At 54.8% G+C, this 12461-nt stretch carries 11 protein-coding genes; 8 read left to right on the top strand and 3 right to left on the bottom strand.

Going from position 1 to position 12461, the window contains the following annotated elements:
• Positions 1 to 84 precede the first annotated feature (84 nt).
• From DPO_RS03850 to DPO_RS03840, 3 genes are all read left to right on the top strand, one after another.
• Positions 85 to 687, top strand: a complete 603-nt coding sequence (locus tag DPO_RS03850; RefSeq protein ID WP_006964390.1) for a LutC/YkgG family protein — start codon at positions 85 to 87, stop codon at positions 685 to 687.
• Complete coding sequence (ldhH, locus tag DPO_RS03845; protein WP_006964389.1) at positions 687 to 2885, top strand: L-lactate dehydrogenase (quinone) large subunit LdhH; 2199 nt, start codon at positions 687 to 689, stop codon at positions 2883 to 2885. The genes DPO_RS03850 and ldhH overlap by 1 nt, the downstream gene beginning before the upstream one ends.
• Before the next feature lie 194 nt (positions 2886 to 3079).
• Entirely contained in the window at positions 3080 to 4582 is a 1503-nt protein-coding gene (locus DPO_RS03840; RefSeq protein ID WP_006964388.1) for an FAD-binding oxidoreductase, read from the top strand.
• A gap of 15 nt (positions 4583 to 4597) precedes the next feature.
• On the opposite strand, the gene DPO_RS23685 is transcribed toward DPO_RS03840, so the two are convergent.
• The 3 genes from DPO_RS23685 to DPO_RS03825 are packed head-to-tail and all read right to left on the bottom strand — an operon-like array spanning position 4598 to position 6572.
• Complete coding sequence (locus tag DPO_RS23685) at positions 4598 to 5428, bottom strand: DUF6282 family protein (RefSeq protein ID WP_006964386.1); 831 nt, start codon at positions 5426 to 5428, stop codon at positions 4598 to 4600.
• On the bottom strand, positions 5425 to 6321 hold the full coding sequence (locus DPO_RS03830) for an alpha/beta hydrolase (protein ID WP_006964384.1): 897 nt from the start codon (positions 6319 to 6321) through the stop codon (positions 5425 to 5427). Before DPO_RS03830 ends, DPO_RS23685 begins: the two co-directional genes overlap by 4 nt.
• Positions 6318 to 6572, bottom strand: coding sequence for a sigma factor (locus DPO_RS03825; protein ID WP_006964382.1), 255 nt, complete (start codon positions 6570 to 6572; stop codon positions 6318 to 6320). Before DPO_RS03825 ends, DPO_RS03830 begins: the two co-directional genes overlap by 4 nt.
• Before the next feature lie 145 nt (positions 6573 to 6717).
• Between DPO_RS03825 and DPO_RS23680 the strand changes: the two genes are divergently transcribed.
• The 5 genes from DPO_RS23680 to DPO_RS03795 all read left to right on the top strand — a co-directional run bounded on the left by DPO_RS23680 (position 6718) and on the right by DPO_RS03795 (position 12405).
• On the top strand, positions 6718 to 8145 hold the full coding sequence (locus DPO_RS23680) for an adenylate/guanylate cyclase domain-containing protein (protein WP_006964380.1): 1428 nt from the start codon (positions 6718 to 6720) through the stop codon (positions 8143 to 8145).
• Between the two features lie 99 nt (positions 8146 to 8244).
• Positions 8245 to 9468, top strand: coding sequence for a glycine/sarcosine/betaine reductase selenoprotein B family protein (locus tag DPO_RS26420; protein WP_240679514.1), 1224 nt, complete (start codon positions 8245 to 8247; stop codon positions 9466 to 9468).
• Positions 9469 to 9483: 15 nt separating this feature from the next.
• Positions 9484 to 10239, top strand: a complete 756-nt coding sequence (locus DPO_RS23675) for an MEDS domain-containing protein (protein ID WP_006964374.1) — start codon at positions 9484 to 9486, stop codon at positions 10237 to 10239.
• A gap of 14 nt (positions 10240 to 10253) precedes the next feature.
• Positions 10254 to 10961: a TVP38/TMEM64 family protein gene (locus DPO_RS03800; protein ID WP_006964371.1), complete on the top strand. Its 708-nt coding sequence runs from the start codon at positions 10254 to 10256 to the stop codon at positions 10959 to 10961.
• Entirely contained in the window at positions 10948 to 12405 is a 1458-nt protein-coding gene (locus tag DPO_RS03795; RefSeq protein ID WP_006964369.1) for a dihydrolipoyl dehydrogenase family protein, read from the top strand. Before DPO_RS03800 ends, DPO_RS03795 begins: the two co-directional genes overlap by 14 nt.
• Positions 12406 to 12461 lie beyond the last annotated feature (56 nt).

Raw genomic sequence — 12461 nt, 5'->3', positions numbered from 1 at the left:
GTAGTGTCCGGCAGGGCTGCATGCTATGTATTAAAAGGATGGAATTACTCTTTAGCGAAAATGTTTTGAATTTAGGAAAATGTTTTGAATGATCTGGTGAAACAATTCATACACAATGCATCCGTGGTGGGGGCCAAAACCATGTCCGTGAAAAATCGGACTGCAGCCCTTGAACAGGCGGTGACATTATTGACAGACAAACCGCCCCTGGAACCCCAGATGCACAATCCAGGACTGAAACCCTCGGAGGAAAATTCCATGCGGATCATGGCGGCCCCGAACCTGGATGATGACAGCTTCAGTCAATTATCTGATCTTTGTGACGCTGTCGGCAATATTCGGCTGCTGCGCCAGGGTATGCGGGAGTATCCAGGCGGCATCGATATGGGATTGACCCCGGTGGACCTGGGAATTGCAGACACCGGTACGCTGGTCCTCAATTCGAACGGTGAGGAAACCAGGCTGACCACCATGCTGTGTGAGGTTCATGTGGCCCTGCTCAACATTTCGGATATCCGAGAGACCGCCTTTGCCATGACAGATGAACTGTCAGAGCTGACGCAGCAATGCGGCGCCTACATCGCCTTTATCACCGGTGCCAGCCGCACCGCTGATATTGAGAGGGTTTTGGCCGTTGGGGTCCATGGCCCCCTGGCGCTGCATATCCTTCTTGTGGAGGAGCGATAATGGAAGGAACCTGCGAAAGTCTTAAATCCTACAAAAAAAGGCTGGACAGTGCAATTGGCAACCCTTTTCTACGTCAGGTCATGGACAATTTTGCCGTTGCCTACCGCATCTCCCGTGAAAATGCCTTTGAACAGATGGATGTGGATGCCCTGGTAAAACAGGTGGCAGATGTCAAGGCAGCTGCTGTTGAAAATATGGCAGCCTTGCTGGAACAGTTCACACAGAAAGCTTCTGCCTGCGGGGTTCATGTGCATCTGGCAGATACCGCAGAAGAGGCCAACCGGATTATCAGTGAGATCGCTCAAAAAAACAGCTCAAAAAAGATTGTAAAATCCAAGTCCATGACTGCTGAAGAAACCCGTTTGAACCAATGGCTGGAAACGAAAGGCCTGGAAGTCACGGAAACCGATCTCGGGGAATGGATCGTGCAGCTGAGAAAAGAAGGCCCCTCCCACATGGTTATACCAGCCATCCACCTATCCCGGTTCCAGGTGGCGGACCTGTTCACGGATGTCACGGGCACGGGCCAGGACCCGGAAATCGAGCGGCTGGTCAAGGTGGCCCGGAAAGCGCTGCGGGAAAAATTTGTTCAAGCGGACATGGGCATCACCGGTGCCAACTATGCCGTGGCCGACACCGGCACCATCGGCATTGTCACCAATGAAGGCAATGCCCGGCTGGTCACCACCCTGCCCAAAGTGCATGTGGCCCTGGTGGGCATCGACAAGCTGGTGCCCACGATTGCCGATGCCTTGACCATCAACCGGATTCTGCCGAAAAACGCCACGGGCCAGGCCATCACTTCCTATGTCACCTGGATCACAGGACCCTCGGAATGCACCGTCACCCCGTCCGGAAAACGGGAAATGCACATCGTATTCCTGGACAACGGCCGCAGCAAAATCGCGGCTGATCCCGAGTTCTCCCAGGTGCTCCAGTGTGTACGGTGCGGGGCCTGCGCCAATGTGTGCCCGGTCTACCGCATGGTGGGGGGGCACCAGATGGGCCATATCTATATCGGTGCCATCGGCCTGATCACCACCTATTTTTTCCACGGCCTGAAAAACGCGAAAAACCTGGTGAAAAACTGCACCAACTGCGGGGCGTGCAAGTCGGTGTGCGCCGGCGGCATTGACCTGCCCCACCTGATCAAACAGGTCCATGCCCGGATCCAGGATGAAACCGGGCATCCCCTGCAAAGCCTGATGCTGGCAAAGGTACTCAAAAACCGCAAACTGTTTCACCGGCTCCTGCGCACGGCCTATCTGGCCCAGCAGCCGGTCGTGGACCGGTCGGATCCGTCACGAACCGCGCACGGCGGCGGATCCGGCCGGCCGTCAGATCCCGGTTTTCTGCGGCACCTGCCCATGATCTTTTCATCGGACCACAATTTCCGGCGCCTGCCCGCCATTGCCGGAATCCCGTTCCGGGACCGGTTTGCCCGACTGAACCAGCCGGTGGATCATCCCCGGTTCACTATTGCCCTGTTTTCCGGGTGCGTCCAGGATTTTGTGTATCCCGAACACCTGGAAGCCGCCATGAGAGGGTTTGCCCGGCAGCGGATCAACGTGGTGTTTCCCATGAACCAGTCCTGCTGCGGTCTGCCGGCAATCAGCATGGGAGAAACCGCGGCGGCCAGAGATGTGGCCCTCCAGAACCTGGAAGCCATGGCAGTCAACGGCAACAATTACGATGGCGTGGATTATATCGTCACCTTGTGCGCGTCCTGTGCCTCCCACCTGACCCAGGGGGTGCCCAGACTGCTCAAAGATTATGCCCCTGAAAAGGCGGCGGCGTTTGCCAAAAAAATAGTGCCCTTTTCCGTGTTCATGAACGATATCGTGAGCATTGACGCGGTCTCCGGGCCCGGCAGAAACACGGCATTCCATTCCCCCTGCCATCTGTGCCGGGGCATGGATGTTCACCAGGCCCCGCGCGATCTCATTGAAAAATCCGGAAACCGGTATATCCCTACTGAAGAGGAAGAAACCTGCTGCGGATTCGGCGGCAGTTTTTCCACCACCTTTCCGGCGGTCTCCCGGGAAATTCTTACCCGGAAACTGGATGATGTGATGGCTTCCAACGCCGAACTGCTGGTGACCGAATGCCCGGGATGCGTGCTTCAGCTCAAAGGCGGGGCTGCGCAACAGGGCCGGGACATCAACGTGTGCCACATTTCTGAACTGCTGTTTCCCTGATCGGGAAACGTAACAATTTGTCAGACCATTCTCGTGCCCTTATGATCTTTAACCAATAAATCAAGACCAGGCCTGTAAATTTTTCTTTTCTCAACGGACTGACTCATTTAAAATCAAAAACAGCCGGCCGTGTATTTTCTGGCAACCGGTATGATGCATTGCCTGGTACTTTATGATGGAAGGAGCGTAACCATATGGAACCAGATAAACCAACCATTGAAGGGATGGTGCATACCGATACCGCCACCCGGAAAAAATTCAGCAAAGATGCCAGCTCCTATCGTATCCAGCCGCAGATGGTGGCGGCGCCTGCCAATGAAAACGATGTGGTCCGTATTCTGGAATTTGCCCGGAAATCCGGCACCAGCATTACCTGCCGGTCCGGAGGCAGCGGACTCAGCGGCGCCGGCATCGGCCCTGGTATTATTGTTGACTTTAAACCATTGATGAACAGGATCAAACAACTGGATCCGGAGATAATTGCCGAACCCGGTGTGGTCCTGGAAGATTTTTTAAAACAGATCCATAAAAAGGGACTGATGCTGCCCGCTATTCCATCCAGCAGCTCCTGGTGTGCACTGGGGGGCAACATCGGTACCCGGGCAACCGGTCCCCGAACCGCACGTTACGGAACAATCGATGCATTTGTCACCTCCTTGAAATTCATCACCGCCCGGGGGGATATTGTGGATACCCGAAAAAAACTGCCAGATACCCTTGAAAAAGGTTTGATGCGCATCCGGGAAAAATATCTGTCAGATGAAAAAAGCCGCAGGCTTTTTGAGAACAGGCCGCCCATTGCCGGCGGATATAATGTGCCTGCATTTTCCCGGTATAAAGATCCCGGTGAAATCGCGGCCCATCTGATGGTCGGCAGCATCGGCACGCTGGGGGTCATAACGGAGATCCGGCTTTCACCCATTCCGATACGCATGCCACAGATGACCTATGCAGCATTTTTCCCTACCCTGGAAAAGATCGGGGATGCGCTGAACAGGATCAATGAACTGCACCCGGCTGCCGTGGAATATATCGATAACAATACCCTGGCGCGGATACAGGGAAAACTGCTCAACAACCGGCACAAAGATATTGCCGGTGCATTGCTGGTCGAATTTGATGAATCCGAAGAACAGGCAAAAAAAGGGGAAAAAATCCTTGTGGAATCCAACCCGGATGAGCTGATTCCGGTGCCGGTGAACAGCCCGGAAGAAACACGCATATGGGAAGAGCGGCGCCTTATTCTGCCCAGGCTCAGGGCCTTTGCCCGGAAGAAAGGCTGGATAGTACCGTCCATCATCGATGATGTGGCGATTCATGCCAAAGATTTTGTGCCGGTCGTCCGGGATCTGAATCAGCTGATGCGGCGGCTGCAGCATGACATCTGCATATTCGGTCATATCGGTTTCGGCAGCCTGCATGCCCGGCCGATGTTTGACCCCCGCAAAAAGGAAATCACGGACCAGATCGACACGGTGTCGCGACAGACGTTTCAGATACTTCACCGATACGGCGGCACACTGGTGGGGGAACATAATTCGGGGCGCTCACGTTCCATCTATCTTGAAATGGAGCTGGGTGACCGCTTTACATATTTACGTGAGATCAAAGATCTGTTTGACCCCGAAGATATCCTGAATCCCGATACCCTGTTCGACACTGCTCCCATCACCGAGAACATGAACCTGGACGGATAAGCTAAAAAGCGGGATTCAGTAGAACAATCTGCGCGGGTTATGGACCATCATCTTTTCAATGGTTTGATCGCTGATGTGCCGGGATGTGAGCTGGTCCCTGAATTGCCGGAGCGCCTGTGGCGCAGGGTTTCCCTTTTGACCGGCATCACTGACCATGACCCAGTTGGCATCCGGATGGCGTGTGATCATCCGGGTCAGCCGGTCCATGGAAGCGGCGTGAATTTTTTGCGTCAGATGGGAGATCTCGAACCAGACCCCGGGATCTTTCAGGGTTTCAATATCGTTTTCATCCATATCCGGCGTATAAAAAAGCACATGATTGATGAGCACACGGATATCATACCCCCGCTGTTTCACCTCCCGGACCAGGGTGACCGCCTCTTTAGCCGACACATGCCCTGTTGCCAGCACCACATTTTTTCCATGAAGGATGTCAAGAATTTCGTACATGGCATCAGTCAGACCTTTTTTCGATAGAATCCGGATGCCTTTGTCCGGGAATTTTGTTGTGGACGGCTCCTGGAAATCAAACCGCCCCAGCGGCTTGTGTGCATCTGCATGAATGGTGGGCAGCCAGACGATCTTTCCTCCCAGTGCACAGCAGGCATCCACAGCATAGGGATTGAGACCGCCGACAAAATAATTGAGTACCACACCGCCGAACACATCCATATCGTACTGCTGGTTCACAATATTGGCAATCTCCACCGTGCTGCCGTGATGCGCCTTCAAAACAATGCCGGCATACCCGGCCTTTTGACAGGCGGCTGCCGTCTGCCGGGCATCCCCCCATCTTTCAAATATACTGGGAGATGCGTGGATATGTATGTCATACACATTTTTCATGTCACCACCTTTGATTCAAGCCATGTCAGTAATGTTGAAACCAGTTTTTGGAACGGTTTGCAGTCATCACACATCCATTCTGTGTGGCCTGCACCGGGGATGATATGCAGGGTTTTATCCCCGGGGTATTTTTGGTAAAGGGATTGGGCTTCCGAAAGCGGATGAAGTCTGTTGTTTTCCCCGTGCACAATCAGAAGCGGCACTTCAGGCACCTGCTGTTCAAGCTGTCCTTCAGGATTATAGCGCAGCAGGGAATAGGCAAACCCGATGTCGATATCACCGCCGAATCCGTCTGTCTTGAACAAGACCTCATCCACATATCCGCGGGTCACCGCATCCAGGGGGTAGATTTTGAATGGATCAACACGGACACTTTTTCCGGTTTTGACCTCTTCAAAGCGCTGCTTCTGCAGCCAGATCATAATTTTTTTATATTCCGCTTCTGACCGATGCGCTTTAAAAAACCGGGCACCATTATAAAATCCGTTGATACTGATAATTCCCGCCAGATCCGGTACTGCATACGCTGCTTCCAATACCAGGCCCGCGCCCATTCCCCAGCCGATCAACACCGTTTTTTTGTCTGGTGTTTTCTTTTGCAGGGAGACAAAGATTGCGGCATTTTCAATATCACGGGCCTGCTCTTCCAGCAGGACGCTTCTCCGGTTACCCTCACTTTGGGCAAACCCGCGGTAGTCAAATCCGAAACAGGTATATCCTTTTTCAGTCAAGGCCCTGGCAAATCTGGCCGGGTGAATATTGTTCAATCCCATGAAACCGGAACAGACCACGATATCCGGTTTTTTATCATCTGCTTCACCTGTATTTGGATAATAAAATTTACCGTGCAGTTTCAAGCCGTCACTGTAAAACCAAACCTGTTTTTCTTTCATGATTTCCCCGTGTTGTAGCAGAACAGATCCATGATCTTGTGTTTCAGAATACCGGTGAGCCAGGTGTTTTCCGACGCATTACCGGCAAAGCTTTTTCTTGCCTCCAAAGCCGCAACCAGAGTCTCCTGGACCAGTTCCTGAGCCAGGATTTCATCCTGGACCCGGTAACCGGCGAAGCCATACAAATAATCACCATAGGTATCCACCCCGGTGTCAGGAGAACTTGATTCATGGACAGCAGCGACAGGCATTGATTTCATTCTTAAATATGGGGTTTGTCTTCATAACGGTTATAAAATACGGGATTGGGTTTTGTCAATTGAACATTATTGTATAAGTTTGTTATATAAAAAGATATAATGAAAAAAATCCAACAGCCTATGGGGACAAACGGTCATGCTGAATAAAGGAAAAAAACGAACCGGGGTCCGGGAAATCCTGGTCATGGGGGTTTTCTGGCGGATTCTGTTTATTGAAGCAGTGCTGCTGGTATATTCTTTAGGTTACCGGTGGCTGGCCGAAGGGTCCGGCCCCATGGAACTGTTCTGGTACGCCATGCGGATCATGGTGCTGGTGGGCATCATCGTTGTCTTCATGGTGGTGAGCCTCAAACACTTTCTGACCCGGAAAATCATTGATCCCCTGGAACAGATCACCCTTGCCAACCGGCAGATAGAGACCGACTTTTCCAAAGCAGACACCATCGACCTGCCGGCGGACACACCCGATGAAATCAAGGCCATTGTCTCCACCCGGGCCAACATGCTTGAACGCATCATCCGGGTGTCGGACCAGCGGCTCCAGCTGGTCCGGTTTATCAAAGACACGTTCGGCCGCTATCTTTCCAAAAAAGTGGTGGAAGAAATCCTCTCCTCTCCCAAAGGCAGGCAGATCGGCGGCACCCGGAAGACCGTCACCGTGCTCATGGCTGATTTGCGGGGGTTTACCAGCCTTTCGGAATCCCGGGATCCTGAACAGATGGTTCAGCTGCTCAACCGGTATCTCAAACAGATGTCCGCCATTATCCTGGCCTATGATGGAATTATTGACGAAATCATCGGGGATGCGATCCTGGCCGTGTTCGGTGCGCCGGAATCCCATGAAGACGATCCCCAGCGGGCCGTCGCCTGCGCCATTGAAATGCAGAACCGCCTGATCCGCCTGAACAAAGAACTCATGGATGACGGATATCCCGCCCTGGAGATGGGCATCGGCATCAACACGGGCAGTGTGATTGTGGGCAATATCGGATCGGATCTGAGAATGAAATACGGGATTGTGGGAGGCGCGGTCAACCGGGCCGCCCGCATCGAATCCAACAGCATCGGCGGACAGGTGCTGATCGGCGAATCCACATACCGGGCAGTTCAAGCCCAGGTTCAGGCAGATCCTCCTAAAACCCTGATGATGAAAGGCATGAAAGAACCTTTGGTATTTTATCCGGTCGTTGCCATTGATATAAAAGGCACCCCCATCGCGCTGGATGAGACGGCTTCGCCGGGACCGCTGCTGGAGATCCAGATTCCGATTCACTGCTGGATCATCCAGGACAAAAAACTGGATCGCATCCCCCTGGCCGGCACCACCCTTGCCCTGGACGAAACCTTTGTTCACATTCAGACCGCCACCCCCATTGAACCCCTGACCGATGTAAAGCTCAATTTTGATTTCTGTCTGGAAGCCCATTGTTTTGATGATATCTATGCCAAGTGTATCCATGCCGAACCGGCCCGGGACGGGCATCATTCAAGGCTGCACATCACGGCCATGGCAGATGGCGACCGGGAAAGAATCCGGGAGTGGATGGCCCAGGCATCTGCCTGATACCGGCACAGCCGCGTTTTTTTTGCTTCATGTTTCTTGTTTAGCAATGAATATTATTGTATAACAATATTAAACAAAATAACATAGAAGGATATTGACATGGCCCGATTGAATACCATGCCCGAGCCCATGCGTTCTCACCTGGCAGATCTGCCCTGCCCCACCTTTGACACCCGGCCCTGGGTTCCGGGGCCATCTCTTTCCCGGCGGCGGGTGGCCATCATTTCCACAGCCGGCCTGCACCGGCGGGAAGACCGCCCTTTTGAAGGCATGACCGGGGATTACCGGGTGATTCCAGACACCTGTACGGCAAAGGACCTGGTGATGACCCATGTCTCCACCAATTTTGACCGCACCGGGTTTGTCCAGGACTGGAATGTGGTGTTTCCCCTGGACCGGCTCCATGAACTGGCAGCCGACCACCACATCGGATCTGTGGCCCAATTCCACTATTCGTTCATGGGGGCTGCCGATCCCGGTGCCATGGAACAGGCCGCCGGCAGGCTGGCCCGTCTTCTGAAAGGCGATGCCGTAGATGCGGCCCTGCTGGTCCCGGTCTGACCGTTCTGCACGCGTGCCGTGGGCGCGCTGGGCCATTACCTGGAAACAGAAGGAATCTCCACCACCCAGATCAGCCTGATTAAGGAACACACTGAAACCATTCAGCCGCCCCGGGCCCTGTGGGTCCCGTTTGCCCTGGGCCGGCCCCTGGGACGACCCAGTGACCCGGCATTTCAAACCCGGGTGCTCCTGGCGGCCCTGGTCCTGCTGGAAGCAAAAACCGGTCCGGTATTGGCCGACTTTCCGGACGATGGGCCGGATGTGTCCGAACCGACTGAAGATATCGCGGATCTGCCGGCCTGCCCCATATCCTTTGCCCGGCCGGACGGGCAGAAAACCGAAACCGAACAGCTGTTGGAGGCGTTCAGGCAGGAGCTGGCCGACTGCCGTTCCTGGTATGACATGGCGGCAGCACAGCGGGACTTTTCCAGCGTGGCGTATTTCCCGCCCCAGGACGTATTTCAGGTGTTCCATGACTTTCTGCTTGACAAACCCATGACCCTGGATGACAACATAGCGTCACCGGCCCTGGCCCTTCGGCTGGCGGCCCAGGACCTCAAGACCGCCTATTTCGAATCGGTCATGGTCCGGCCGGATATGACCCTGCCCGATGATACTGCGTTCAACCGCTGGTTCTGGCATAAAACCGCGGCTGGAGAAGTGTTGCGGGCCGTCCGGGACAAATGCCGGGCCGCAGACGATGCAGCATTGAAAATGAACGGAGACTTGCTGCTGGTCCCCATGGACCAGACAGGCTCCTGAAACTGGAACCCAAATATGGAAAAACTGCTCAATGTCAGACAGGCGGCAGCACTGCTCAATGTCTCACAGATGACGATCCGCCGCTGGACCAATGATGGCCTGCTGACGTGTTTCCGCATCGGTAAAAAGCGGGAGCGGCGGTTCAGTGAAGCGGATCTGCACGCATTTCTCGCCGGCCGCACCGACCCGGTTGCTGGAGCCACTGCCGCACCGGCCCCGAACCGGCCGGCCGGCCGGACCGATGGTGTGTCCCTGGGGTTTGCCAACCTGCATATACCGGACGGGACCCACTTAACCCACCTGTATCTGGACCGGTCCGAAGCACTGGGGATTCAGGGTTTTTTTGTCCGCCAGGGCCTGAACACCGGCGAAACCGTGATGGTGGTGGCCCCGGCAGACCAGCGGGACACGTTGCTGGACACCCTGACCCGGGACGGCATACCGGTTCAGGATCTGATCCAACAGGACCGGCTGATCCACGGCACTGGAAAACAGACCCCGGAACAGATGATCGCCCTTATCGCCCGGATATCATCATCCGCCCAATCCGGATTCCGGCTGGTGGGAGACATGTCTTGGACCACGGTTGCCGGCTGGTCCCTGGAACAGACAAAAGCCCTGGAAGAAAGCACCAACACCCGGCTGGCACCGGGCCTGCTGTTTTTATGCCAGTACAGTCTGACTGAATTTTCCGGTGCCCAGACCATGATGGCCCTGGAAACCCATGGCTTTTCCATTTACAAAAACAAGCTGACCCGGCTGCACTTCTGATCAGGAGAAGGATCATGAAAACTCCGATATTCAGATGGCTGGTCGCAGTTTCGGTCATTATTTTGATGGTGCTTTTTTTCGTGTATGACTTAGGGCAGTTTCTTTCTCTGGCATATCTCAAATCCCGGCTGGCATGGCTGACGGACATCTATACCCATCACACACTTTTGACCATCGCAGTATATATGCTCATCTACATTGCGGTCACCGCCCTGTCTCTGCCCGGTGCTGCGGTCATGACCCTGGCCGGAGGCGCATTGTTCGGTCTTTTGACCGGCACGGTGGTGATCTCATTTGCCAGCACCATCGGCGCCACCCTGGCATTTCTGGTGTCCCGGTTTTTGCTCAAAGACTGGGTCCAGGAACGGTTCCGTGCCAAACTGTCCGCCATCAACCAGGGCATTGAAAAAGAAGGGGCGTTCTATCTTTTTACCCTGCGGCTCGTACCGGTGTTCCCGTTTTTTATCATCAACCTGGTCATGGGCCTGGCCCCCATCTCTGCCCGCCGGTTCTACCTGGTCAGCCAGGTGGGAATGCTGCCGGGCACCCTGGTGTATGTCAATGCCGGTACCCAGCTGGCACAGATCGATTCGCTCAAAGGCATTTTATCTCCGGGACTGCTGCTGTCCTTTGCCCTGCTGGGTATTTTTCCGCTCCTGGCCAAAAAAGGGGTGGCGCTTCTCAACCGAAAAAGGAAAGGAACCGATCATGAACACGTATGAATTTGATATCGGCATCATCGGCGGCGGGGCAGCCGGCCTGACCATTGCCTCGGGAGCGGCCCAGCTGGGGGCCAAAGTGATTTTGATCGAACAGGAGGACCGACTGGGCGGCGACTGCCTCCATTATGGATGCGTGCCCAGCAAAACCCTGATCAAATCCGCCCGTGTCTATCACCAGATAAAGCACGCGTCCGCGTTCGGACTGCCGGAAATGGAGATCCCGCCCGTGGATTTCAGGCAGATCGCCGACCGGATCCGATCTGTGGTGGATACGATCCAGAAACACGATTCTGAAGAGCGGTTCTGCAGCCTGGGCGCCAAGGTGGTGTTCGGGCAGCCCCGGTTTGTGGATGAACATGCCGTACAAGTTAACGGCACCCCCATATCTGCGGCCAAATGGGTGATCGCCACGGGCTCTTCGCCGGCGGTGCCCCCCATCCAGGGCCTGGCAGATACCCCGCACCTGACCAACCGGGAGATCTTTTACATGGACACCCTGCCCGGATCCATGATCATGCTGGGGGCCGGTCCCATCGGCATTGAGATGGCCCAGGCCTTCAACCGGCTGGGCACCCGGGTGACAGTCATCAACCGGTCCCCCCGGATACTGGGCAAAGAGGACAAAGACATGGCGGATGCCGTCATGCAGATCATGGGAAATGAAGGGGTTCAGTTTGTGCTTGACGCGTCCATTGAACAGGTGGAACACGTCCACGGTCAGGACCGGGTGACCATAACGGACAGCACGGGGAACCGGCAGCAGATCACAGCCGACGCGCTGCTGGTGGCCATGGGCCGGTCTCCCAACACAGACGGCTTAGGCCTGGCCGACATCGACATCCCCGTGGAACAGGCCGGTATTCCCGTGGACAACCGGCTGCGCACCCGGCACAAACATATCTATGCGGCCGGGGATGTGACCGGCGGGTTCCAGTTCACCCACGCCGCCGGGTATGAAGGGGGCATTGTCATTGCCAATGCCGTGTTCCGCCTTCCCCGCAAGATCAACTACACCTGGCTGCCCTGGGTGACTTACACGGACCCGGAACTGGCCGGTATCGGCATGAATGAAACCATGGCCAAAAAAGCGGGTATTAAATATGCCGTGATCACCGAAGCCTTTAAAGACAATGACCGGTCCCTGGCCGAAGGAGAGAGCCAGGGCAAAATCAAACTGCTGCTGGATGAAAAGGAAAAACCCATCGGGGTCCAGATCCTGGGGCCGGGGGCCGGGAACCTGATCAGTGAATGGGTGGCCGCGTTCAACGGCAATGTCAAACTGTCCACCCTGGCCGGTGCCATCCACCCATATCCCACCCTCGGAGAGATCAACAAACGGGTGGCCGGCACATTTCTGTCCCCCAAAATCTTCTCCCCCACCATCCAGAAGGGGCTGAAATTCTTTTTCAATCTCAAGGGCCGGGCCTGTCACCTGACAGATTGACAAAACCGGGGTGAATGATCGAAATTCACTATGGAAAGAGCAGAGGGGTCAAGAAT

Source organism: Desulfotignum phosphitoxidans DSM 13687 (assembly GCF_000350545.1).
GTDB classification, from domain to species: domain Bacteria; phylum Desulfobacterota; class Desulfobacteria; order Desulfobacterales; family Desulfobacteraceae; genus Desulfotignum; species Desulfotignum phosphitoxidans.
This window is presented reverse-complemented; position numbering and strand designations above follow the sequence as displayed.